Below are 23,961 nucleotides of genomic sequence, written 5' to 3'. Positions count from 1 at the left end.
TCTGGTTGTCCCGTGCGCGCGTCGCTGAGAGGGTCTCGGGCATGCCTACCTTCTCCTCATACGACGGAACCAAGCTCGCCTACCACGTCTCGGGCGGCGGCCCGCCGCTGGTCTGCCTGCCCGGCGGGCCGATGCAGGCTTCCGTATACCTGGGCGACCTCGGCGGCCTTTCCGCGCACCGGCAGTTGATCCTGCTCGACCTGCGCGGGACCGGCCTGTCGGCGACGCCGGACGACCCGGCCTCGTACCGCTGCGACCGCCTTGTCGACGACGTGGAGGCGTTGCGTGAGCATCTCGGCCTCGACTGCATGGACCTGCTCGCGCATTCGGCCGGTACGAATCTGGCCGCGCGCTATGTGGAGCGCCATCCCGAACGCGTCGGCAAGCTCGCGCTGATCACACCGAGTGCCGTGGGCGTCGGCATCACGGTGGACGGAGACGTCCGGCTCAAGACGGCCCGGCTCCGGCAGGACGAGCCGTGGTTCCCCGAGGCGTTCGCCGCCCTGGAGGACATCGTCGCCGGTTCGGGCAACGCCGACTCCTGGCAGGCCATCGCCCCGTTCGGCTACGGCCGCTGGGACGAGGCGGCCCAGGCCCACCAGGCCGTCAGGGACGAGCAGCGCGACAACGAGACGGCAGCCGCCTTCGGCGCCGACGGTGCCTTCGACCCGGACGCCACACGTGCGGCACTCGCCTCGTTCGGGCGCCCGGTGCTCCTGCTCGCGGGCGAATGCGACCTGAACTCCCCGCCCAGCGCGGTGGCCGAGCTGGCCGGGCTGTTTCCGCACGCCCAACTGGTCGTCCAGCCCGGCGCCGGACACTTCCCGTGGCTCGACGACGCCGACCCGTTCGTCGCGACGGCTGCGACGTTCCTGGCCTGACCGGCCTGACCGGCCTGACCGGCCTGACCGGCCTGACCGGCCTGACCGGCCTGACCGGCCTGACCGGCCTGACCGGCCTGACCGGCCTGACCGGCCTGACCGGCCCGACCGGCCCGACCTGATCGCGGTGTCACTGCTCAAGACCCGTGATCTGGGTCCGTGACGTGAGCCCCAGCTTGTTCAGGATGTGCTCCACATGCGCGTCCACCGTCCGCTTGGACACCACGAGTCGCTCCGCGATCTCCCGGTTGGTCAACCGCTCGGCGACCAGCGCGGCCACCTCGCGTTCCCGGTTGGTGAGCCTGCCCGGCCGTGCGGCGGCGGCCCGGTCCCGCGCCCGCGGAACGGCCGGGTCCGCCGTCGCGGACTGCTCATCCCCGAGGTCGGTCCCGGCCTCGGGGAGCAGGTCCGTGTCCGGCACCGCGAGTACGTCCGTGTCCCGCACCGCGTACGTCACCGCCTGCGTGAGGTCCAGGGTCGCCCCGCGCGCGTACAGCCGCTGATAGATCCCGTCGCCCAGTGCCGCCCGCGCCGTCGCGGCCGCCGCGCGCTGTTCCGCCTGCAGCGGCTCGACACCGAACAGTGCGCAGCCGATCTTGTCCCAGAGCGTCCGCGCGGCGCCCAGCAGCCAGGCGGCCCGCTCGAAGCGCCCGGACTCGGCCGCGGACCAGGCCAGCAGCTCCATGGCGATCCCCGCGCCGAGCCGGTCATCGACGGCCTGCTTGAGAGCGAGCACCTCGCGGCCGAGCCGGTCACGCTCCACAGCGCGATCCGCGGCCCGCGCCCTGGCCGGTCCGCTCGTATCGGCCTCCCGGTCACGGGACTGCCACAGCGCCAACTGCCGGTAGAGCAGGCAGTAGCTGCGGGTCCAGCACTCGCCGGGCACGGAGGCCAGCGCGTCAAGGCCCTCCCCGGACACCTCCCACGCGTGCTCGACGTCCCCAGCCAGCGCAGCGCCGAAGGCCTGCTCGAAGGCGGCGATCGCCAGGCCGTCCAGGTCGCCCAGCTCGCGGAAGCGGCGCCGCGCCTCGTCGAAGTCGCGGTGTGCGGAACGGAGTTGGAGCCGCACCAACGCGAGAGCGCCCCGGTACTGGATGGCATAGGCGGCACCGTGCTTGTCGCCGATTTCCTGGGCCATCGCCAGCGACTGCAGGATGCACGGCTCGGCCTCGTCGTACCGTCCCAGAATCATCAGCATCCAGCTGAGGCGGTGCAACGCCTCCACGCGTTCGGGGCACTCGTACTCCACTTGGGCCAGGGCGTCCCGCAGCCAGCGCACCCCCTCCTGAAAGCGCCCTGCCGTGACCCAGTGCGTCCACAGCCGGGTGGCGAGGGCGAGCCCCCGCAGCGCCAGCTGAGGGCTGCTGGATCCGATGGCGTAGTCCAGGGCGACGCGGAAGTCCTGCAGCCGCTGTCCGACGCCGTTCAGCAACCGCACCTGCTCATCGCAGTGGAAGTGGCTGTCGGCGCGGTACGCGAGCCTCTCCAGATGGGTGAGGTGCTGCATGCGGTACGTGTCCTCCTCGCCGCTCGCGGCCAGCCGCTCGGCGGCGTACTCGCGCAGGGTGTCGAGGAGCCGGTAGCGCGATGGCTGCGCGTCGACGCGGAGCAGCACCGACTTGTCGATCAGCCCGATGAGCGGCTCCAGCACCGCGTCGGACGGCAGCTCGCCGCCCCCGCACACGGCCTCCGCGGCCGCCACGTCGAAATCCCCCGCGAACACGGCGAGCCTTCGCCACAGCAGCCGCTCCTGGGGTGTGCACAGATCGTGACTCCAGTCGAGCGTGGCCCGGAGCGTCCGGTGGTGTCCAGGACCCGCGGCGCGACGGCAGCCGGTCAGCGCCTGGAGCCTGCCCTGCAGCCGGTCGGCCAACTCGCCCAGTGACAGCGCCCGCAGCCGTACGACGGCCAACTCGACGGCGAGTGGCATGCCTTCGAGCGAGCGGCACACGGAGACGACGTCGTCGTGGTTCGCCTCGGTGAGGGCGAAGCCGGGGACCACGGCGGCAGCCCGCTCGGCGAACAGCTGTACCGCCTCGTGGTCGGTGGGCAGCGGCCTGATCGGGAGCGCGAACTCGCCCGGCGCGTCCAGTGCCTGGCGGCTGGTCGCCAGCACCGTGGCACCCGGCGCCCTGCGCAGCAGCAGGTCGACGAGCATCGCGCAGGCGTCCAGCAGGTGCTCACAGGTGTCGAGGACGAGCAGCAGCCGTTTCTCGGCGAGGTAGCTGAGCAGCAGGCCCACGGGGTCCCGGTCACCCTGTTCGGAGAGCCCGAGCGCCGCGGCCACGGTGTGCGGCAGCAGCACCGGGTCGTGCAGTGACGACAGCTCGACGAAGCAGGTGCGGTCGGGATAGTACGGCTGCGCGGTACGGGCGGCCCGCAGCGCGAGCCGCGTCTTGCCGACCCCGGCGGGCCCCGTGAGCGACACCAGCCGGGCCTTGCCCAACAGCGCGCCGATCTCACGCAACTCCTGCGCACGTCCGACGAATCCCGTCACTTCGAGGGGCAGCTCGCCGGCACGTTCTCTGAGGTATCCCAGCCGCATCCTGCGCTCGCCCTCTGCCTGTCGCGCACGCCCGAGTGGTGTTCCCAGGCTACGCGGTGGCCCGCTTTGAGGGGATTGAAGATGTGGCCTCCGTGCCGAGATCCCCGCACGATGGCGGGAATTGACGATCACTCGGGGGCCGTCATGCGTCCGTGCCCCGCGGGTGTGCGGCAGCCCGAGCGTGCACAGGGCGGTGCGGCCAGTCGGTGGTCGCCGCCTGCCCGCACCGCCCTCTCGCCCGCGTGGGGCGTGACGTCAGTCCTCGACGAGCGCGATGTCCTGCTCATGCGCCGCGTGGAAGTACGGCAGCGGGAGGCTGCCACGGTTGCTCCGCAGTTCCATCAAGGTGGCCTTGATATGCGCGTCGCCCGGCGTGAAGGCGCCATCGACGCGACCCGAGTTGGTCCAGGGGTGTTCCGCGCCGTCGCAGACGGCGCGGGTGCCGCCGATGCCGTGGCGGACGCTGGAGTCGCCCTGGGACAGAGAGGAGGAGACGAAGACCGGGCCCGTCCCACCCGAGCAGCGGTAGGTGCCGGAGAGGGTGACCGTGCCGTCGGCCGCGAGACGCCCGGTCGGGTTGACGGTCACCTCCTCGAACGGGGCGGCGAACGCGTCGGCGGCGGGCGCGGTGAGCAGGAGCAGCGCGGTGCTCGCGCCGACACCGATGGCCTTACGCAGTGACATGGAGACCTCTTGGGGTGGGGCTGGAACGGAAAGATCCACGTATATCGGACTCCCGTCACGGTCGGCACCGTCGGTTGGCCGCCAAACGGGTGGCGCGGCACGGGGTTGACGTCCAGGGGTCGCCGCATGTGGTGCCAGGCCGCCGACGGATCGGCGCAATACGCTGGGGGCACCTGTCCACGTCCGCCGCGAAGCCCCGGGCCGACGCCTGCGCACCGGACGTCGGCCGCCGTCGAGCCGTACGCACCCGCTGGAGATCCTCATGGACTACTTCGACCTCGGGACCCTGACCCGGCCCGTGTCGACCCGCTCACCCGAAGCACAGCGCTGGTTCGACCGTGGTCTGGTGTGGAGCTACGCGTTCAACCACGAAGAGGCGGTCACCTGCTTCGAGTCGGCGGCGGCCGCGGACCCTGACTGCGCCATGGCGTACTGGGGTGTCGCGTACGCCCTGGGTCCCAACTACAACAAGCCCTGGGAGTTCTTCGACGACGACGATCTGCAGCGCACCGTGGAACGGACGCACGCCGCCGTCGAACGGGCGCACGCGCTGCGCGAGGGGGCCACACCGACCGAGCGGGCGCTGATCGAGGCGCTGCGCGAACGCTACCCGTCCGCGCGCGCCGCGAAGGACTGCTCGATCTGGAACGAGCCCTACGCCGACGCCATGCGCGCCGTGTACGAACTCGCGCCCGACGACCCGGACGTCGCCACGCTCTACGCGGACGCGCTGATGAACCTCACCCCGTGGCAACTGTGGGATCTGCGCACGGGCGAGCCCGCCACCGGTGCGCGCACGCTGGAGGCGAAGGCCGTACTCGACCGTGCGCTGCTGAGCGAGCCCGGCGCCCATCACCCGGGCATCCTGCACATGTACATCCACCTGCTGGAGATGTCGCCGACGCCGGAGCAGGCCCTCGCGGTCGCCGACCGCCTGCCGGGACTCGTACCGGACGCGGGACACCTGCGCCATATGCCCTCACACCTCGACGTGCTGTGCGGGGACTACCGACGCGTCGTGTCGGGCAACAGCGATGCGATCAAGGCCGACGAGAAGTATCTGCGGCGGGCCGGCGCGATGAACTTCTACACGCTGTACCGCTCGCACAACTTCCACTTCAAGATCTACGGCGCGATGTTCCTCGGCCAGTTCCGGACGGCGCTGGAGACGGCCGCGCACCTTGAGGCGTCCATCCCCGAGGAGCTGCTGCGGGTGGAGAGCCCGCCGATGGCCGACTGGCTGGAGGGGTTCCTCGCCATGCGGGTCCATGTGCTGGTCCGGTTCGGCCGGTGGCAGGACGTCCTCGCGCTGCCGGTGCCGCCGGACCCGACGCTGTACTGCGTCACCACGGCGATGCGCCACTACGCGCGCGCAGTGGCGTACTCCGCCACCGGCGCGATCGCCGAGGCCGAGGCCGAACGCGAGCTGTTCCGCCGCGCGGTCGCACGGGTCCCCGAGACACGGATGCTGTTCAACAACACCTGCCAGGACATCCTGGCGATCGCCTCCGCCATGCTCGACGGTGAACTCGAGTACCGCAGGGGCGCGTACGACCTGGCGTTCGCCTCCCTGGAGCGTTCCATCGAGCTCGACGACAGCCTCCCGTACGACGAACCGTGGGGCTGGATGCAGCCGACCCGCCACGCCTACGGGGCGCTCCTGCTGGAGCAGGGCCGAATCGAGGAGGCCGAAGCCGTCTACCGGGCCGACCTCGGACTCGACGCCACCCTGCCCAGGCCCCTGCAGCACCCCGGAAACGTCTGGGCCCTGCACGGCTTCCACGAGTGCCTGGTGCGGCTCGGCAAGACCGGTGAGGCCGCCATCGTGGGCCAGCAACTCACCGTGGCCACCGCGCTCGCGGACGTCCCCGTCGAGGCGTCGTGCTTCTGCCGCCTCGACACCATGGGCGTGCCGGGCGACGGCTGCTGCGCCGACTGACCGGCGCGGGGGCCCACCGCCTCGGAGCAGGTCAGCGCACCCGCCCCCGCGGCTTCAGCGCCACCGGCGGCAGTTCCGGCGCGGGCAGCGGGCCGCCGTCGTAGCCCGTGACCTCGCCGAAGCGGGTGCCCTCCATCCAGTCCCTGCGGGCCTCTTCGACCTCCTCGTGGGAACGGGCCACGAAGTTCCACCACATGACCAGCTCCTCCTCGAAGGGCTCGCCGCCGAGGAGCATCACGGACGCGTCGGACTCGGCGCGCAGCGGCAGCTCGGAGCGGCCGCAGCCGAGGTACAGCATGGAGCCGGGCAGTACCGGGACACCGTCGACGTGGACCTCGCCGGACATGGCCAGGACGGCGTACTCGAAGTCGGGTTCGAGTGGCAGGGCCGCCGACGTACCCCGCGCGAGCGTGAGGTCGGCGCCGACGATCGGGGTGTACGTCGTACCCGGTGACGTCGCTCCGTCGAGGGTGCCCAGGATGACCGTCGCGGTCAGGCCGGAGGCGGTGACAAGCGGCAGGTCCGCGTGGTGCTCGAACTTCGGGGCGGTGTGGCGGTGCGCGTCGGGCAGCGCCACCCACAGCTGCGCGCCGTGCAGAAAGCGCGCGTGGGACTTCGGGCTCTCCTCCGAATGGCTGATCGCCCGCCCCGACGTCATCAGCCCCAACTCGCGAGGGCGGATCGTCTGCAGACTGCCCGTGCTGTCACGGTGCAGCACCTCGCCCTGGTGCAGCCAGCTCACGGTCTGCAGACCCATGTGCGGATGCGGCGGCACCTGCATCCCGGGCTCGTCCGCGATGTCGTCGGGACCATAGTGGTCCACGAAAGCCCACCCGCCGACCATGCGCCGGCCGAGGTTGGGCAGCAGCCGCCGCACCTCCGTGGACTCGCCCAGCTTGACGTGCCGCGGGGACAGCAGTTCGCGCACCGGTTCCGCGACGACGAAACCGCGGCCACCGCAGACGGAGACCGTTGCCTGACGATCAAGATTGCTCATACCGCACAACCTAACGCCGCTCGTAGCGGAGAAACACCGTGCCGGACGCGAACGGCCGGTGCTCGGTCAGCCGCAGCGGGAGGTGCTGCCCGACGGGGAAGAACGGCTTGCCGCCGCCGACCGCCACCGGCACGACGAACAGCCGGAACTCGTCGATCAGGTCGAGCAGCGAGGCGGCCAGCTCGGGGCCGCCGAGGTCCAGGTCGCCGTCGGTCTCCCGCTTGAGGCGGGTCACCTCGGCCACCGCGTCCTTCCGGCGGACGAGCTGGACGCCCTCGGGGACGGTGGTGAGCGTGTCGGAGAACACGAACCGCGGCGTGTTCATGTACACCTCGGCGAACTCCGCCTCCACCTCGGGCAGGCCGTCCTGGTGCGCGGCGTTGGTCCAGTACTCCTCCATCATCTCGTACAGGCGCCGCCCGAACAGGAACGCCGCTGCCTGCCGCGCCTGCTCGTTCGCCGCCCGGTGCACCTCCGCGTCCGGTGCGGCGAACTCGATGCTGCCGTTCGGGTCCTCGACATAGCCGTCCAGCGACACACTCATCGAGCAGAAGACCTTGCCCATGGCGACTCCCTGAGTGGGGTGCGAAGAGGGTACGTAGAACGAGTAGCGCACAGGGATCCCCGTACGGGCCAGCAAGACGCGCCCGTCGCCGCCCGGCGCGCTGCAATGGACGGGTGACCGCGCCACCGGACGACTGCCTCGCGCGCAACGAGTGGATCTGCGGCGACTATCTGAGCACCCGCCGCCAGATCCTGGCCGACGCGGTCGTGCAGCACCTCCAGCTGACCACCGTCTCGGTCCTGATCGCGCTGCTGCTCGCCGTGCCGCTGGCGCTGCTCGCCCGCCGCTGGTCCGCCGCGGCGGGGCCGGTGCTGGCGCTCACCACGGTCCTCTACACGATCCCGTCCCTGGCGATGTTCTCGCTGCTGCTGCCGGTGTACGGGCTCTCCGCATCGCTGGTCGTGGCGGGCCTGGTGCTCTACTCGCTCACCCTGCTCGTCCGCAACATCCTGGCCGGTCTGCGCGCCGTGCCCGAGGAGACCCGGCAGGCCGCCCGAGGCATGGGGTACGGGCCGATCCGGCTGCTGCTCGCCGTGGAGCTGCCACTCGCCCTGCCCGCCGCCATGGCCGGGCTGCGGATCGCCACCGTGTCGGCGATCTCGCTCGTCACCATCGGCGCGATCGTCGGATACGGCGGCCTCGGCAACCTCATCTACGCGGGGATGAACACCTACTTCAAGGCCCAGGTACTCACCGCGTCCGTGCTGTGCGTGATCATCGCGATCGCCGCCGACCTGCTGCTCCTCGCCGTCCAGCGGCTGCTCACCCCCTGGCAGCGCGCATGACGACACTCGCCGACGCCTGGAGCTGGCTCACCGACGGCGCCCACTGGTCCGGCGCCGACGGCATCGGGCAGCGGCTCCTGGAACACCTCGTCCTCACCGTCGTCTGCCTGATCCTGAGCTGTCTGATCGCGCTGCCCGTCGCCCTCGTGCTCGGCCACCTCGGCAAGGGCGGCGCACTCGCCGTCAACCTCTCCAACGTGGGCCGCGCCGTCCCCACCTTCGCGGTACTCGTCCTGCTGCTGCTCACCCCGCTCGGCGAGATCGGCGAGGGCCCGACCGTGGTCGCACTCGTACTCTTCGCCGTACCGCCGCTGCTCACCAACGCCTATGTGGGGATGCGCGGTGTCGACCGCGGAGTCGTCCAGGCCGCGCGGGGCATGGGCATGACCGGGCGGCAGATGCTGTGGCGGGTCGAGCTGCCGCTCGCGCTGCCGATGGTCCTGAGCGGGGTGCGGATCGCGGCCGTACAGCTGGTGGCCACCGCCACCATCGCCGCACTCGCGGGCGGCGGCGGGCTCGGCCGCATCATCACCGCGGGCTTCAACCTCGCCTCGACCCCGCAGGTCGTGGCGGGCGCGGTGCTGGTCGCCGCGTTCGCGCTGCTGGTGGAGGGGCTGTTCGAGCTGGGCGAGCGGCTGGCGCCCGGCTGGGCGAAGGGGAGGGCCGCGGGATGAGCCGCCGACGTACCGCCGCGCGTATGGGACTGGCGCTGGCGGTGCTGCTGGTCGCCGGATGTGCCACCGGGCCCGCCCTTGAGGACCAGGGCGCGGTCACCGCCGAACCCGGCGACAGCCGCCGGCTGACCGTCGGATCCGCCGGATTCACCGAGAGCGATCTGCTCGCCCAGATGTACGCGCAGCTGCTGCGGAAGGCCGGATACCGTACGGAACTGCTGTCGGTCGCCAACCGGGAACTGTACGAACCGGCCCTGGAGAGCGGCCAGATCGACGTCGTCCCCGAGTACGCCGCCACCTTCGCCGACTGGTTGAACGCCAAGGCCAACGGAGCCGACGCGCAGCCCGTCGGCTCACCCGACCTGAACGCCACGATGACGGCTCTGCGCACCCTCGCCGAGCCGCGCGGTCTCGCCGTCCTCGCCCCCGGCCGGGCCGTCGACCAGAACGCCTTCGCGGTCACCGCCTCCTACGCGAAGCGGCACCGGCTCACCTCGCTCACCGACCTGGGCAGATCAGGCCTGAAGGTACGGCTCGCGGCGGGCGACGAGTGCGTCCAGCGCCCGTACTGCAAGCCGGGCCTGGAGAAGGTCTACGGCATCGATATCACCGGCATCGACCCGAAGGGCGTCGGCACCACCCAGGCGAAGCGGGCCGTACAGAGCGGCCAGGACCAGATGATGCTCACCACCACCACGGACGCGACGCTCGACGAGTTCGGCCTGGTGCTCCTTGAGGACGACCAGAAGCTGCAGAACGCGGACTACGTGGTGCCGGTCGTCAACCGCGCCCGCGCCGGGAGCGAGCCGGTCGCCGAGGCGCTGGGCAGGCTCAACTCCGTACTGACCACCGAGGATCTGGCGTCCATGAACCAGCAGGTGGACAGCTGGCGGCGGTTGCCGGAAGACGTGGCCGAGGCGTACCTGAGGGGGAAAGGGCTGATCTGAGCGGCCCCTTTCCGGACCACCGCAGGGCTACGCGTCGGCCACCGAGTCGAACTCCACCTGATCCCGCGCCACCCCCTGCGCGTCCGCGTCCACCGACCGCCGTAGCGCCTCGTGCAGCTTCGCGGGCGTCAGCACCCCGAGGAAGCGCGCCCCGTCCAGGACCGCCACCCAGCCCGCGTCATGCTGCAGCATCACCCCGAACGCCTGCTTGAGGGGCGCCCCCACCGGCACCCAGGAGTTCATCCGGTGTGCCAACTCCCCGACGGTGCCGCCTTCGCCCGCGAGCGCCAGTTCGTCGACCCCGGCCCAGCCGTGCAGCTCCCCGTCCTCGTCCAGTACGACGGCCCAGCGCGCCCCCTGCTCGCGCAGGCGCGCCGCGGCCTGCCGGGCCGGCTCGCGGAGCCGGGAGACCGGTGGCTCTTCCAGGTCGTCGGGCTCGATCGCGGTGACCGAGAGCCGCTTGAGGCCGCGGTCGGCGCCCACGAAATCGGCGACATACGAGGTCGCGGGGTTGCCGAGCACCGCGCCCGGCGTCTCGAACTGCTCGATCCGGCCCTGCCCGTACACCGCGACCCGGTCGCCGAGCCGGACCGCCTCCTCGATGTCATGGGTGACCAGGAGGACCGTCTTGCGCACCGCCGCCTGCATCTTCAGGAACTCCTCCTGCAACTGCTCGCGCACCACCGGGTCGACCGCGCCGAACGGCTCGTCCATCAGCAGTACGGGCGGATCGGCGGCCAGCGCGCGGGCCACCCCGACCCGCTGCCGCTGGCCACCGGAGAGCTGGTCCGGGTAGCGGGCCCCGTAGGTCGCCGGGTCCAGGCCGACCAGATCGAGCAGTTCCGCCGCCCGCGCCCTGGCCTTGGACCGCTTCCAGCCGATCAGCGCGGGCACGGTCGCGGTGTTGTCGAGGATGGTGCGGTGCGGGAACAGGCCGACCTGCTGGATCACATAGCCGATACGGCGGCGCAGCCGCACCGGGTCGACGCGCGCGATGTCCTCGCCGCCCACGAAGATGCGGCCCGCGGTCGGCTCGATCAGCCGGTTGACCATCATCATGGTGGTCGTCTTGCCGCAGCCGGACGGCCCGACGAGCGTGACCACCTCGCCCCCGTCGACCTCGAAGGAGAGGTCGTCCACGGCCGTCGTGCCGTCCGGATAGCGCTTGGTCACCTGCTCGAACCGGATCATTCCCTCACGCTAACCGCGCATGTCAGCCGCCGCACGGGTGCCTGAGCCAGGCGGCCCCTGCCGACCGCCGGTGTGATGAACTGGCCGCTGAACCGCACACCTCAGGAGCGCTCGTGACCCCGTACCGCCAGCCCGGTGTCGTCCTCGCCGACCGGCACTTCACTGTCCCCCTCGACCACGACCGGCCGGGCGGCGAGACGATCGAGCTCTTCGCCCGCGAGGTCGTCGCGAGCGACCAGACCGGCGCCGAGCTGCCCTGGCTGGTGTACCTGGAGGGCGGCCCCGGCTGCGCGGCCCGCCGCTTCGTCGGGGGACAGGCCTGGCTGGGGCGTGCCGTGCGCGACTACCGGGTACTCCTGCTCGACCAGCGCGGTACCGGCCGCTCCACCCCCGCGGGCCGGCAGACGCTTCCGCTGCGCGGCGGCCCGCAGGAGCAGGCGGACTACCTGACCCGCTTCCGGGCTGACTCCATCGTCCGCGACTGCGAGTTGATCCGCCCTCAGGTCACCGGCGGCGCCCCCTGGACCGTACTCGGGCAGAGCTTCGGCGGCTTCTGTGCCACCCACTACCTGTCCACCGTGCCCGACGGCCTGGACACGGTCCTCGTCACGGGCGGCCTGCCGTCCCTGGACGCCCACGCCGACGACGTCTACCGGGCCGCGTACCCGCGCATCGAGCGCAAGGTGGCCGCCCACTACGCCCGCTATCCGCAGGACGTCGAGCGCGCCCGCCGCATCGCCGTCCACCTGGTCGAGCACGACGGGGTCACCCTCAGTGGCGGCTACCGGCTGACCGTCGAGGCCTTCCAGTCCCTCGGCATCCTGCTCGGCACGGGCGACGGCAGCCACCGCCTGCACTACCTCCTGGAGAACGCCTTCGTCCGTACCCCGCAGGGCACCGCGCTCTCCGACGCCTTCCAGGAGGACGTCCAGGCCGCACTCTCCTACGCGGCCCGCCCCCTGTACGCCGTACTCCACGAGGCGATCTACACCCAGGACGCGCGGCCCACCGGCTGGGCGGCCGAGCGCGTGCGCGCCGAATTCCCGCAGTTCGACGCGGAGAAGACCCTGGCGTCCGACGCGCCGCTGCTCTTCACCGGCGAGTCCGTGCACCCCTGGGCCTTCGACTGCGACCCGGCGCTGCGCCCCCTGCGCGAGACCGCCGAACTCCTCGCCCAGCGCACCGACTTCACCCCGCTCTACGCTCCCGAGCGGCTCGCCGCCAACGAGGTACCCGTCGCCGCGGCGATCTACCACGACGACATGTACGTCGACACCGCGCACTCGCTGCACACCGCCCGCACCATCCGCGGACTGCGCACCTGGGTCACCGACGAGTACGAGCACGACGGCGTGCGGGCGAGTGGCGAGCACGTCGTCAACCGGCTGCTCGCGCTGGTCAGGGACGAGATCTGAAGGTCAACTCCCGGGTGTTCGGCGGCGGGAGCGATTAGTCTGCGGGCATGACGGATCAGCTCGAACCCATGCCCGAAGACTGGCAGCGTGCCCTGGCGGTCGTCGCCCACCCCGACGACCTCGAGTACGGCTGCTCCGGTGCCATCGCCGGATGGACCGACGGCGGCCGCGAGGTCGCCTACCTGCTCGCCACCCGCGGCGAGGCCGGAATCAACACGATCGAACCCGCCAAGTGCGCCCCGCTGCGCGAGCAGGAGCAGATCGACAGCGCCGCCGTGGTCGGCGTCTCCACCGTCGAGTTCCTCGACCACCAGGACGGGGTCATCGAGTACGGGCTCGGGCTGCGCCGCGACATCGCGGCGGCCATCCGCAGGCACCGGCCGGAGCTGCTGATCACCCTCAACCACCGGGACACCTGGGGCGGCGTCGCCTGGAACACCCCCGACCATGTGGCGGTCGGCCGGGCGACGCTGGACGCGGCGGCCGACGCGGGCAACCGCTGGATCTTCCCGGAACTCGCCGATGAGGGCCTTCAGCCGTGGGACGGGGTGCGCTGGGTCGCCATCGCCGGGTCCGCGTCGCCGACGCACGCCGTGGACGCCACCGCCGGGTTCGAGCGCGCGGTGCGGTCGCTGCTCGCCCACCGTCTGTACATCGAGGCGCTCACGGATGAGGACCCGGAGACGTACGTACGGAACTTCCTGCGGGGCAACGGGGCGCGGGCCGCCGAGCGCTTCCACGGGGAGTTCCCGGTGACGTTCGAGGTCTTCAGCCGCTGAGAGCCTGTCTTTGAACCCTCGCCTGCGCCCCGACGCCCGGCACGCGCTCTCGCCGCACGGCGTTGCAGGACAGGTGGCTCCTTCCCCAAGCTCTCGGCTTCTCCCCCACTCTCGGCTTCGCTCGAGCGGGAGGTGCCCCCCTCGCGGCGGGCGCTGCGCCCGCGCTCCGCGCGGACGACGGGGGTTCAAAGACAGGCTCTCCGAGCCTGTCTGAGCCCGACCGGGTGACCCGCGCGGGTCACCCGTGTCACCCCTGTCACCCCTGCGCCTCCGCCGCGCGGTCGAGGGCGCCGAGCAGCAGGTCGCCGTTGATCGCAGCCCCGGCGCGGTAGCCCGCACTCGCCGCGTTGATCACCTGCTCCATGGGGCCCGCCGCATTGCCCACCGCCCAGACGCCGGGCACGCTGGTCCGTCCCGTCGGGTCGACCGCCGGGTACGGGCCGAACGGCGTGTCCTGGGTTTCGGCGCCGAGCGCGGTCAGCGGGGTGTCGCGCGGTACGGGCCGGGGTCCGGCGAAGAGCACCGTACGCGGGATGACCCGGCCGTCGGCCATCCGTACCCCGGTCAGCCGGTCGTCCTCGACCACCAGCCCGCCGACCTCGCCCTCCACCACCGAGACTCCGGCCGCGTCGAGCCTGCGCAGGTCCTGCTCCGGCAGCTCGCGCACGGTGTGCAGGAAGAGCGTCACGTCCTTGGACCACTGGGTGACCATCAGCGCCTGGTGGGCGCCGACGAAGGGCGAGGCGAGCACCCCGAAGGCCTGATCCCGTACCTCCCATCCGTGGCAGTACGGGCAGTGCAGCACATCGCGGCCCCAGCGCTCGGCGAAGCCCGGCAGGTCCGGCAGCTCGTCGACGAGGCCGGTGGCCACCACGATCCGGCGGGCACGCACCACGCGCCCCTCGTCGACGGTGACCTCGAACTCGCCCTCGCCATGGCCGTCCTGGCGTACGGCCGTCACCCGGCCCTGGACGACCTCGACGCCGTACGCCTTCACCTCCCGTCGCCCCTCGGCGAGGAACTCGGCGGGCGGCATACCGTCCCGCGACAGATAGCCCTGTATATGGGCGGCCGGGGCGTTGCGGGGCTCGCCCGCGTCGACGACGAGCACGCTGCGCCGGGCGCGGCCGAGTACCAGGGCCGCGCTCAGGCCCGCCGTGCCGCCGCCGACGACGACCACCTCGTACGAGCTGCCGCCGTTTCCACTGGTTGCCTGGGTCATGGGGACCACCTCCACCACGACTGTCACGCCGGGCAGGCCAGATTGACAAACCTCTTTGCCGATCCTGCAATAAGGGGATGGAGCAGACAGAGGAAATCGACGAAGTGCTGGTCGGTGTCGGCCCGCGGCTGCGGCGGATCAGGAAGGAGCGCGGCGCGACCCTGACCGGCCTGAGCGAGGCGACCGGTATCTCGGTGAGCACCCTGTCCCGCCTGGAGTCCGGGCTGCGCAAGCCCAGTCTGGAACTGCTGCTGCCGATCGCCCGCGCCCATCAGGTCCCGCTCGACGAACTGGTCGGCGCGCCGCCCGTCGGCGATCCGCGGGTGCGCGCGAAGCCGATCGTCAGAAACGGCCGGACGATGGTGCCGCTGACCCGCCAGCCGGGCGGCCTCCAGGCCTACAAGGTGATCATTCCGGCCGGTGACACCGAACCGGATCCGCGTGTCCACGACGGCTATGAGTGGCTGTACGTGCTCTCCGGGCGGCTGCGGCTGATCCTCGCCGACCATGATGTGGTGCTCACGCCCGGTGAGGCGGCGGAGTTCGACACCCGGGTGCCGCACTGGTTCGGGTCCACGGGGGAGGCTCCGGTGGAGTTCATGAGCCTGTTCGGGCCGCAGGGGGAGCGGATGCACGTACGGGCCCGGCCGTCACAGAAGCGGAAAGTGAGCTGACCCTACGGTTCCCTTCGCTACAAGCGACCGCTTAGTATGCGGCCAGCTCAGTTCTACGACACCTCCGTGGAGGCCCCGCATGCAGGCATGGCGAGTGCACCAGAACGGCGAGCCGGGAGAGGTGATGCGGCTCGAAGAGACGGACCGGCCCACGCCGGGTGACGGGCAGCTGCTGCTCAGGGTGCGGGCCGCGAACATCAACTTCCCGGACGCGCTGCTCTGCCGCGGCCAGTACCAGGTGCGGCCGCCGCTGCCGTTCACGCCGGGCGTGGAGATCTGCGGCGAGACCGAGGACGGCCGCCGCGTGCTCGCCAACCCCGCGCTGCCGTACGGCGGCTTCGCCGAGTACGCGGTCGCGGACGAAGCCGCGCTGCTGCCCGCGCCCGAGGCGCTGGACGACGCGGAGGCCGCCGCGCTGCACATCGGCTACCAGACCGGCATGTTCGGACTGCACCGCAGGGGCCAGCTCAAGGAGGGCGAGACCCTGCTGGTGCACGCGGCGGCGGGAGGCGTCGGCAGCGCGGCCGTCCAGCTGGGCAAGGCCGCGGGCGCGCAGGTGATCGGCGTGGTCGGCGGCGCCGAGAAGGCGCGCGTCGCCCGGGAACTGGGCTGCGATCTCGTCATCGACCGCCGCACGGACGACCTCGTGGCCGCCGTGAAGGACGCCACCGGCGGCCGGGGCGCGGACGTGATCTACGACCCCGTGGGCGGCGACGCGTACACCAAGTCCACCAAGTGCGTGGCCTTCGAGGGCCGCATCGTGGTCGTCGGCTTCGCCAGCGGCGTCATCCCGACCGCCGCGCTCAACCACGCCCTGGTGAAGAACTACTCGGTCGTCGGACTGCACTGGGGCCTGTACAACACCAAGGACCCGCGGGCCGTACGCCAGTGCCACGAGCAGCTCACCGAACTCGCAGCCAAGGGCGCCATCAAGCCGCTGATCAGCGAACGCGTACCGCTCAAGGATGCCGCGGCCGCCGTGCAGCGGGTCGCCGACGGCACCACCACGGGCCGCGTCGCCGTAGTACCCGAGGGAGTCACCGCATGACGGACGCCGCCGAACTGCGCAGCCGCACCCAGGAGTTCCTGCGCGCCAACCCCCCGGCCGCCACTGATCGGGCGGACTTCCTGCGGGCCCGCTTCGACGCCGGGCTCGCGTGGGTGCACTACCCCGAAGGCCTCGGCGGGCTCGGCGCGCCGCGCGCCCTGCAGGCCGTCGTGGACGCCGAGTTGGAGACCGCGGGCGCGCCTGACAACGACCCGCGCCGGATCGGCATCGGTCTTGGCATGGCCGCGCCCACGGTCCTGGCGTACGGCACCGACGCGCAACGGCAGCGCTGGCTGCGGCCGTTGTGGACCGGAGACGAGGTGTGGTGCCAGCTGTTCAGCGAGCCCGGCGCGGGCTCCGACCTCGCCGCTCTCGGCACCAGAGCCGTACGAGACGGCGACAGCGGCGACTGGATCGTCAACGGGCAGAAGGTGTGGACCTCCAGCGCGCACAACGCCCGCTGGGCCATCCTGATCGCCCGCACCGACCCGGACCTGCCCAAGCACCGCGGCATCACGTACTTCGTCTGCGATATGACCGACCCCGGTGTCGAGGTGCGCCCGCTGCGCCAGATCACCGGCGAGGCCGAGTTCAACGAGGTGTTCCTCACCGACGTACGCATCCCCGACGCGCACCGCCTGGGCGAGGTCGGCGACGGCTGGAAGGTCGCGCAGACGACGCTGATGAACGAGCGCGTCGCGATCGGCGGCATGCGGCTGCCGCGCGAGGGCGGCATGATTGCCCCGGCCTGCGAGACCTGGCGTACCCGCCCCGAACTGCGCACCCACGACCTGCACCAGCGCCTGCTCGGCCTGTGGGTCGAGGCCGAGGTGGCCCGGCTCACCGGCGAGCGGCTGCGGCAGCAGCTCGCGCTCGGCCAGCCGGGCCCCGAGGGTTCCGGGATGAAGCTCGCCTTCGCCCGCCTCAACCAGCAGATCAGCGGCCTGGAGGTGGAACTGCTCGGCGACGAGGGCCTGTTGTACGACGACTGGACGATGCGCCGCCCCGAGCACGTCGACTTCACCGGCCGCGAGGCGGGCTACCGCTATCTGCGCTCCAAGGGCAACAGCATCGAGGGCGGGACCAGCGAGGTCCTGCTGAACATCGTCGCCGAGCGGGTCCTGGGCCTGCCGTCCGAGCCGCGCACCGACAAGGACATCGCCTGGAAGGACCTCGCCCGATGACCGCACCAGCCACCGCCTCCACGGACCTCCTCTACTCGGAGGCCGAGGACGACCTGCGCGCCGCCGTACGCGCCCTGCTCGCCGACCGCTGCGACGCCGTGACCGTACTGGCCCGGATCGAGTCAGGCCAGCCGCACGACAGCGAACTGTGGAAGGCGCTCGCCGCGGACATGGGCCTGGCCGGGCTCCTGGTACCGGAGGACCTCGGCGGCCAGGGCGCCTCGCACCGCGAAGCGGCCGTGGTCCTGGAGGAGTTGGGGCGGGCGGTCGCGCCGGTGCCGTACCTGACGAGCGCGGTGGTGGCGACTGAGGCGCTGCTCGCGTGCGGTGGCTCGGGCGAGGTCGCCGAACTGCTCGGCGCACTGGCCTCCGGGCGCACCGTGGGGGCGCTCGCCCTACCGCTGTCGCTCGCTCCCGGCGCGCCGTACGACGTCGTACGCGAAGAGGGCGGCCGACTGCACGGCACGATCAGCGGTGTCGCGGACGCGGCGGCGGCCGACGTCCTGCTGGTGGTGGCGGACACCGGCCTGTACGCCGTGGACACCACACAAGACGGCGTCACCGTCGACCCGCTGACCGCCCTGGACCTCACCAGACCCCTCGCGGCGATCACCCTGAACGGCGCCCGGGGGCGTGCCCTGACCGCCGACGCGGACACCGCCGTACGCCGCGGCCTGCTGGCCGGAGCGGGCCTGCTCGCATCCGAACAGCTCGGCCTCGCCGACTGGTGCCTGACCGAGACCGTCGCGCACACTCGCCAGCGCTACCAGTTCAACCGCCCCGTGGGCTCCTTCCAAGCGCTCAAGCACCGGCTCGCCGAACTCTGGCTGTCGGTCGCGGGCGCCCGCGCGGCAGCCCGCAACGCCGCGGACGCCCTGGCGACGGACAGCGCGGAAGCACCGCTGGCCGTGGCACTCGCCCAGTCCTACTGCGCCCCCGTCGCCGTACACGCCGCCGAGGAAGCGCTCCAACTGCACGGCGGCATCGGCATGACCTGGGAACACCCCGTCCACCTCTACCTCAAGCGCGCCAAGTCCGACTCGATCGCCCTCGGCACCGCGGGCCGCCACCGCGAGGCACTGGCCGAACTGGTGGACCTCCAGGCGCCGTAGCGGGACCGACCCGCGGATACAGACCTCCTGTACGGACCCCAGGTCTGACACACCCATTACATGCGGCATAATTGCGAGCTGTTTGCAATAGCTGTTGATCTTCAGTAGGGGTGTGGAGCATGAGGGCCCGATCGATACGGGGAACCGGCGCACTGGCGGCGGCGGCCGCACTGGCGGTCGCCGCCTCGGCCTGTTCGGCGCCCGGTGACAGCGGTGGGGGCTCCGGGGGAGCGAAGGACTCGGCCGTGGTCGGGATCGCGTACGAGCCGGAGAGCCTGAGCCCGCTGCTCGGGTACGGCAAGGACGGCAACTCCAAGATATTCGACGGCCTGCTCACCCACGACGCCGACATGAAGCTTCAGCCCGCCCTCGCCAAGGCGCTGCCCAAGGTGAGCGACGACGGGCTGACGTACACGTACCAGCTGCGCGAGGGCGTGAAGTTCAGCGACGGCAAGCCGTTCACCGCGGGGGACGTCGTCTTCACGTACGAGACGATCCTCGACAAGAAGACCAACAACGCCTCGAAGGGCGAACTGGACGCGCTCAAGAGCGTCGCGACCAAGGGGGACGACACGGTCGTCTTCCGCCTCAAGTACCCCTACGCGCCGTTCGCCGAGCGCACCGTCCTGCCCATCGCCCCCGCGCACATCGCGGGCAAGCAGGACGTGAACAACGGGGACTTCACCACCAAGCCGATCGGCACCGGACCGTACAAGCTCGTCAACTGGTCCAAGGGCGAGAAGCTCACCTTCACCGCCAACCCCGGCTACTGGGGCGGCGCGCCGAAGGTGAAGGACCTCACCATGGCGATCATCGAGGACGACGACATCCGCGCCACCCGGCTGCGCGCCGGAGACCTGGACGGCGCGATCCTGCCGCCCAACCTGGCCAGGACCTTCGCCGCGGACAAGAACCGCACCACCTACGCGGCCACCAGCTTCGACTACCGCGTGGTGACCCTGCCGACCCACAACAAGGTCGCGGGCGACGCCGCCGTACGGCGCGCCCTGGACGTCGCCGTCGACCGTAAGGCGATGGTCGACTCCATCCTGGACGGCGCGGGCAAGGAGGCCTACGGCCCGGTGCCCACCGACAGCGAGTGGTTCACCAAGGGCACCGAGCGTACCCACGACCTGGCCAAGGCCAAGAAGATCCTCGACGACGCGGGCTGGAAGCCGGGCAAGAACGGCATCCGCGAGAAGGACGGCGTCAAGGCGAGCTTCCCGCTCTGGTACAAGTCCGGCGACAAGCTCCGCCAGGACCACGCCCTGGCCTACGCCTCGGACGCCAAGAAGGCCGGAATCGAGATCAAGGTCCAGGCCGGCACCTGGGAGGTCATCGAGCCCCGGATGAAGACCGGCGCCGTACTCGCCGGCGGCGGCGCGCCCGCCGACCCCGACTTCGACCAGTACACGCTGCTCACGTCGGACCTCGCGGGCGACGGCTTCAACAACATGGCCTGGTACGACAACCCGGCCGTGGACAAGGCCGTCGATGACGGCCGCAAGACCGATGACCGGACCAAGCGGAAGGCCGCGTACGACACCGTCCAGCGCGAGCTGGTGAAGAACCCGGGCTACACCTTCCTCACCCACATCGACCACCTGTACGTGGTCGACGCCAAGTTCGGCGACCTCACCACGCAGGTCGAGCCGCACGACCACGGACTCGCCGCCGGGCCGTGGTGGAACGTCGAGGACTGGCAGCCGAAGAAGTGACGCTCAGCAAGACCGCCGCGGCCCCCGGGCGCATCCCCTGGGGGCCGATGGCACGCATGGCGGGACGGCGGCTGCTGTTCGCCGCCCCGGTGCTGCTCGTGGTGACCTTCGGGGTCTTCGCGATCGCCGCGGCCTCGCCCTTCGACCCGGTCAAGGCGTACGCGGGCACCGCGGGGCTCACCGCGTCGCAGGAGAACCTGGACCAGCTGCGCGCCAACCTCGGCGTCGACCAGCCGCTCATCGGGCGCTGGTGGCAGTGGCTGACCCACGCGCTGAGCGGCGACCTCGGCGACTCCAGCGTGATGCGGCAGCCGGTCGCCCAGGTCATCGGCGAGCGGCTCGGCTGGTCGGTGCTGCTCGCCGCGGTCGCGTTCACCGTCGCGGTCCTCGTCGGCACCGCGCTCGGGGTCGTGGCCGCGCGGCGCACGGGCGGCTGGTTCGACCGGACCGTCACCTCACTCGCGTACACCCTGGAGGCCGCGCCGCCGTTCTGGCTGGGGCTGCTCGCCGTCTGGATCTTCGCGCTGAAGCTTGGGGTGCTGCCCGCGGGCGGTCTCACCGACACCGGGAGCAGCGAGGTGACCGCGCACCAGGTGCTGCGCCATCTGGCCCTGCCCGCCGCCGTGCTCGCCGTGTCCCAGCTGCCGTGGTTCGTGCTGTACGTACGCCAAGGGGTCGCCGACGCGCTCGAAGAGGACCCCGTACGCGGGGCACGCGCGCGTGGCCTCGCGCCCCGCACGGTGCTGCTCGGGCACGCGCTGCGCTCCGGGATGCTGCCGGTGCTGACCCTGATCGGCTCCCGGGTGCCCGAACTGATCACCGGGGCGCTGCTGGTGGAGACCGTGTTCAGCTGGCCCGGCATCGCGGCCGCGACCGTAGAGGCCGCGACCGCCGTGGACTTCCCGCTGCTGGCCGCGCTCACCGCGCTCGCCACGGTCGCGGTGCTGCTCGGCAATCTCCTCGCCGACCTGCTGTACGGGCTGGCCGATCCGAGAGTGGGCTTCGATGGCTGACCAGACGACAACCGGGCGCTCCGTGGCCGAGGGGCCCGTCTGGCACCGTACCGGTGTCGTACGTCGCTCCACGCGCGCGTGGCGAGTACGCGGCTCCGCCGTGATCGTGGCGGCCGTGGTGCTCGCCGTGCTCCTCGTACCGCCGCTGGCGCAACTCGACGAGCAGGTGGTCGACCTGTCCGCCAAGCTGCTGCCGCCGTCGCTCGCACACCCCTTCGGGACGGACGACGTCGGCCGCGACCTGCTGCTGCGCTGTGTGTACGGGCTGCGGGTCTCGCTGCTGGTCGGTCTGGTGGCCGCGCTGGTCGCGACCGTCATCGGCACCGCGGTGGGCGCGTGCGCGGCGGCGTTCGGCGGCTGGACCGACCGCGTCGTGATGCGGCTCGTCGACGTCTTCGCGTCCGTGCCGCACCTGCTCCTCGGCATCTTCATCGTGGCGATGTTCCAGCCCGGCGTCTGGCCCGTGGTGGTGTCCGTGGCGCTCACCCACTGGCTGTCCACGGCCCGTATCGTGCGCGCTGAAGTGCTCTCGCTGCGCTCACGGCCGTACATCGACGCGGCCGTCTCCGGGGGCGCGTCGCGGTGGCGGGTCACCGTACGGCACCTGGTGCCCGGGGTGCTGCCGCAGGCCGGGCTCGCCGCGGTGCTCATGGTGCCGCACGCGATCTGGCACGAGTCGGCGCTGTCCTTCCTCGGCCTCGGCCTGCCCACCCACCAGGCCAGCCTCGGCACGCTGGTGCAGAGCGCCCGCGGCTCGCTGCTCGCGGGCGACTGGTGGCCGACGCTGTTCCCCGGTTTGTTCATCATCGTGCCGACCCTGGCGATCGCGGGCCTCGCGGGCGCCTGGCGGGAACGGCTCAACCCGCGCCGCCGATCGGAGCTGACGCTGTGAGCCGTACACCCGCCGGAGTCGACGCTGTGAGCAGCACGCCCGAGCCCCTTCTCGCGGTACGCGGCCTGTCCGTCCGCTTCCGGATGCGCGGGGACCGGCACATCGCCGCCGTCACGGACGCACACTTCGACCTCGCCGCGGGCCAGTGCCTCGCCCTGGTCGGTGAGAGCGGCTGCGGCAAGTCCGTACTCGCGTCGGCGCTGCTCGGACTGCTGCCAGGCAACGCCGAGACCGCGGGCTCGGCCCACCTGGACGGCCTCGACCTGCTCACGGCAGACGAGGCGACGCTGGCGCGTACGGTGCGCGGGCGCCGGATCGGACTCGTACCGCAGAGCCCGGCCGCGCATCTGACGCCCGTACGGACCGTGCGCTCCCAACTGGAGGAGACCGTACGGGAACTGACCGGCATCCGCAGGCGCGAGGTGCGCACGGCGGCGGAGGCGGCGGCCGAACGCGCGGCGTTCCCCGTGGACCACCTCGACCGCTACCCGCACGAACTGTCCGGCGGGCTCGCCCAGCGTGCGGCCACCGCGCTCGCGCTGATCGGCGACGCCCCACTCCTGCTGGCCGACGAGCCCACCACCGGCCTCGACCGCGACCTGGTGGAACGCACCGTGGACGAACTCAAGCGGCACACCGGGGACGACCGCGCACTGCTGATGATCACCCACGACCTGGCGGCCGCCGAGCGCATCGCCGACCGGATCGCGGTGATGTACGCGGGCCGGATCGTCGAACTCGCCACGGCCGCCGACTTCTTCGGCGCACCAGGACCCCGCCACCCATACGCCCGAGGCCTGCTGAACGCCCTCCCGGAAAGGGAGTTCACCCCCATCCCGGGCATGCCACCCGAGCTCGGGGCACTGCCCGCGGGCTGCGCGTTCGCTCCACGCTGCGCACGAGCGACGACGACCTGCGCCGGACTGCCCGCCCTTGGCTCCGGGGTGGCCTGCCACCACCCGGTGCCCGAACCGGTAGCGATCGTCAAGGAGCAGGAGGCAACCCATGCTTGACCTCGAAGCGATCACCGCGGGATACGACCGCCGCGCCCCCGTCCTGCGCGGCGTCAGCCTCTCCATCGCGCCCGGCGAGGCCGTCGGGCTGCTCGGCCCCAGCGGCTGCGGCAAATCGACGCTCGCCCGCGTGGCCGCGCTGCTGCACCGGCCGGACGCCGGACGCGTTCTCATCGACGGCGAGCCCGCACGCGGCTGGCGGCACCGGGCACCACGAGCCCAACGCACCGCTTTCGGCGTGGTCTTCCAGCAGCCGCGGCTCTCCGCCGACCCGCGCCTCCGCCTCACCGACCTGATAGCGGAGCCACTGCGAGCGAACGGCCGGGCTTCTGAAGTCGCCGCACAAGTACCGGAGTTGGCGGAAACCGTCGGCCTCGGAGGCGAGCTGCTCGGCCGCCGTCCGCACGAGGTCAGCGACGGCCAGCTGCAACGCGCCTGCCTGGCCCGCGCCCTGGTGCTGCGCCCGCGCTGGCTGGTCTGCGACGAGATGACGGCGATGCTGGACGCCTCGACCACGGCGGCGCTGGTACACGCCGTAGAGGACTACCGCCGGGAAAGCGGCGCAGGACTCCTGGCCGTCGGCCACGACCAGCACCTCCTCAACCGCTGGTGCGGCCGTACCGTGCACTTCGGCGAGTTGGCCGGTACGGGGTGAACGCACCGCGTCAATAGCGCCAACTCCT

General features: G+C 71.9%; 23 protein-coding genes. 17 read left to right on the top strand and 6 right to left on the bottom strand.

All coding sequences use genetic code 11. The features are described 5' to 3' along the window. The first annotated feature begins 41 nt into the window (after nucleotides 1–41). Both U9R90_RS03410 and U9R90_RS03405 read left to right on the top strand, forming a co-directional pair. A complete protein-coding gene (locus U9R90_RS03410) occupies nucleotides 42–881 on the top strand; it encodes an alpha/beta fold hydrolase (protein WP_411054862.1) in 840 nt (279 codons plus the stop codon). Then, a complete protein-coding gene (locus tag U9R90_RS03405; RefSeq protein WP_411054861.1) occupies nucleotides 827–1,003 on the top strand; it encodes a hypothetical protein in 177 nt (58 codons plus the stop codon). Before U9R90_RS03410 ends, U9R90_RS03405 begins: the two co-directional genes overlap by 55 nt. Nucleotides 1,004–1,011: 8 nt before the next feature. On the opposite strand, the gene U9R90_RS03400 is transcribed toward U9R90_RS03405, so the two are convergent. After that, nucleotides 1,012–3,426, bottom strand: a complete 2,415-nt coding sequence (locus U9R90_RS03400; protein ID WP_411054860.1) for a LuxR C-terminal-related transcriptional regulator — start codon at nucleotides 3,424–3,426, stop codon at nucleotides 1,012–1,014. Between the two features lie 255 nt (nucleotides 3,427–3,681). Further along, nucleotides 3,682–4,110 carry a DUF6299 family protein gene (locus U9R90_RS03395; protein ID WP_411054859.1) on the bottom strand — a complete coding sequence of 143 codons (429 nt, stop codon included), beginning with the start codon at nucleotides 4,108–4,110 and terminating at the stop codon, nucleotides 3,682–3,684. A gap of 262 nt (nucleotides 4,111–4,372) precedes the next feature. Between U9R90_RS03395 and U9R90_RS03390 the strand changes: the two genes are divergently transcribed. Beyond that, nucleotides 4,373–6,049, top strand: coding sequence for a hypothetical protein (locus U9R90_RS03390; RefSeq protein ID WP_411054858.1), 1,677 nt, complete (start codon nucleotides 4,373–4,375; stop codon nucleotides 6,047–6,049). 31 nt (nucleotides 6,050–6,080) lie between these two features. On the opposite strand, the gene U9R90_RS03385 is transcribed toward U9R90_RS03390, so the two are convergent. Beyond that, on the bottom strand, nucleotides 6,081–7,046 hold the full coding sequence (locus U9R90_RS03385; RefSeq protein ID WP_411054857.1) for a pirin family protein: 966 nt from the start codon (nucleotides 7,044–7,046) through the stop codon (nucleotides 6,081–6,083). 10 nt (nucleotides 7,047–7,056) lie between these two features. After that, entirely contained in the window at nucleotides 7,057–7,611 is a 555-nt protein-coding gene (locus tag U9R90_RS03380; protein WP_411054856.1) for a dihydrofolate reductase family protein, read from the bottom strand. Nucleotides 7,612–7,724: 113 nt separating this feature from the next. On the opposite strand from U9R90_RS03380, the gene U9R90_RS03375 reads away from it, so the two are divergent. Genes U9R90_RS03375 through U9R90_RS03365 form a run of 3 tightly spaced genes read left to right on the top strand, consistent with a single transcriptional unit; the run spans nucleotide 7,725 to nucleotide 10,017 of the window. Next, nucleotides 7,725–8,396: an ABC transporter permease gene (locus U9R90_RS03375; protein ID WP_411054855.1), complete on the top strand. Its 672-nt coding sequence runs from the start codon at nucleotides 7,725–7,727 to the stop codon at nucleotides 8,394–8,396. Continuing rightward, nucleotides 8,393–9,070, top strand: coding sequence for an ABC transporter permease (locus U9R90_RS03370; protein ID WP_411054854.1), 678 nt, complete (start codon nucleotides 8,393–8,395; stop codon nucleotides 9,068–9,070). The genes U9R90_RS03375 and U9R90_RS03370 overlap by 4 nt, the downstream gene beginning before the upstream one ends. Continuing rightward, nucleotides 9,067–10,017, top strand: coding sequence for an ABC transporter substrate-binding protein (locus U9R90_RS03365; RefSeq protein WP_411054853.1), 951 nt, complete (start codon nucleotides 9,067–9,069; stop codon nucleotides 10,015–10,017). The genes U9R90_RS03370 and U9R90_RS03365 overlap by 4 nt, the downstream gene beginning before the upstream one ends. 27 nt (nucleotides 10,018–10,044) lie before the next feature. On the opposite strand, the gene U9R90_RS03360 is transcribed toward U9R90_RS03365, so the two are convergent. Beyond that, nucleotides 10,045–11,208: an ABC transporter ATP-binding protein gene (locus tag U9R90_RS03360; RefSeq protein WP_411054852.1), complete on the bottom strand. Its 1,164-nt coding sequence runs from the start codon at nucleotides 11,206–11,208 to the stop codon at nucleotides 10,045–10,047. A gap of 113 nt (nucleotides 11,209–11,321) precedes the next feature. Between U9R90_RS03360 and U9R90_RS03355 the strand changes: the two genes are divergently transcribed. Both U9R90_RS03355 and U9R90_RS03350 read left to right on the top strand, forming a co-directional pair. Beyond that, nucleotides 11,322–12,623 carry an alpha/beta fold hydrolase gene (locus U9R90_RS03355; protein ID WP_411054851.1) on the top strand — a complete coding sequence of 434 codons (1,302 nt, stop codon included), beginning with the start codon at nucleotides 11,322–11,324 and terminating at the stop codon, nucleotides 12,621–12,623. Nucleotides 12,624–12,670: 47 nt separating this feature from the next. After that, nucleotides 12,671–13,402 carry a PIG-L deacetylase family protein gene (locus U9R90_RS03350; protein ID WP_411054850.1) on the top strand — a complete coding sequence of 244 codons (732 nt, stop codon included), beginning with the start codon at nucleotides 12,671–12,673 and terminating at the stop codon, nucleotides 13,400–13,402. 256 nt (nucleotides 13,403–13,658) lie between these two features. Here U9R90_RS03350 and U9R90_RS03345 read toward each other — a convergent pair whose 3' ends face one another. Then, complete coding sequence (locus U9R90_RS03345) at nucleotides 13,659–14,624, bottom strand: NAD(P)/FAD-dependent oxidoreductase (protein WP_411054849.1); 966 nt, start codon at nucleotides 14,622–14,624, stop codon at nucleotides 13,659–13,661. A 77-nt stretch (nucleotides 14,625–14,701) separates the two neighbouring features. On the opposite strand from U9R90_RS03345, the gene U9R90_RS03340 reads away from it, so the two are divergent. From U9R90_RS03340 to U9R90_RS03300, 9 genes are all read left to right on the top strand, one after another. Next, complete coding sequence (locus U9R90_RS03340; protein WP_411054848.1) at nucleotides 14,702–15,298, top strand: helix-turn-helix domain-containing protein; 597 nt, start codon at nucleotides 14,702–14,704, stop codon at nucleotides 15,296–15,298. 79 nt (nucleotides 15,299–15,377) lie between these two features. Continuing rightward, complete coding sequence (locus U9R90_RS03335) at nucleotides 15,378–16,346, top strand: NADPH:quinone oxidoreductase family protein (protein ID WP_411054847.1); 969 nt, start codon at nucleotides 15,378–15,380, stop codon at nucleotides 16,344–16,346. Further along, on the top strand, nucleotides 16,343–17,530 hold the full coding sequence (locus U9R90_RS03330) for an acyl-CoA dehydrogenase family protein (protein WP_411054846.1): 1,188 nt from the start codon (nucleotides 16,343–16,345) through the stop codon (nucleotides 17,528–17,530). The genes U9R90_RS03335 and U9R90_RS03330 overlap by 4 nt, the downstream gene beginning before the upstream one ends. Further along, nucleotides 17,527–18,642 (top strand): acyl-CoA dehydrogenase family protein, encoded by a 1,116-nt coding sequence (locus tag U9R90_RS03325; RefSeq protein WP_411054845.1) that lies wholly within the window; start codon nucleotides 17,527–17,529, stop codon nucleotides 18,640–18,642. The genes U9R90_RS03330 and U9R90_RS03325 overlap by 4 nt, the downstream gene beginning before the upstream one ends. Before the next feature lie 119 nt (nucleotides 18,643–18,761). Then, entirely contained in the window at nucleotides 18,762–20,360 is a 1,599-nt protein-coding gene (locus U9R90_RS03320; protein WP_411054844.1) for an ABC transporter substrate-binding protein, read from the top strand. A 47-nt stretch (nucleotides 20,361–20,407) separates the two neighbouring features. Beyond that, nucleotides 20,408–21,373, top strand: a complete 966-nt coding sequence (locus tag U9R90_RS03315; RefSeq protein ID WP_411057622.1) for an ABC transporter permease — start codon at nucleotides 20,408–20,410, stop codon at nucleotides 21,371–21,373. Next, a complete protein-coding gene (locus U9R90_RS03310) occupies nucleotides 21,366–22,265 on the top strand; it encodes an ABC transporter permease (protein ID WP_411054843.1) in 900 nt (299 codons plus the stop codon). The genes U9R90_RS03315 and U9R90_RS03310 overlap by 8 nt, the downstream gene beginning before the upstream one ends. Before the next feature lie 83 nt (nucleotides 22,266–22,348). Continuing rightward, the gene (locus U9R90_RS03305) at nucleotides 22,349–23,278 is read left to right on the top strand and encodes an ABC transporter ATP-binding protein (RefSeq protein ID WP_411057621.1); all 930 of its coding nucleotides are present in this window, start codon (nucleotides 22,349–22,351) and stop codon (nucleotides 23,276–23,278) included. After that, on the top strand, nucleotides 23,271–23,933 hold the full coding sequence (locus U9R90_RS03300; RefSeq protein WP_411054842.1) for an ABC transporter ATP-binding protein: 663 nt from the start codon (nucleotides 23,271–23,273) through the stop codon (nucleotides 23,931–23,933). The genes U9R90_RS03305 and U9R90_RS03300 overlap by 8 nt, the downstream gene beginning before the upstream one ends. The last annotated feature ends 28 nt before the right edge of the window (nucleotides 23,934–23,961 follow it).

It is taken from the genome of Streptomyces sp. E11-3, from assembly GCF_046540415.1.
Lineage (GTDB): Bacteria > Actinomycetota > Actinomycetes > Streptomycetales > Streptomycetaceae > Streptomyces.
Note: the sequence above shows the minus strand (reverse complement) of the source record. Positions and strands in the feature narration are given on the sequence as shown.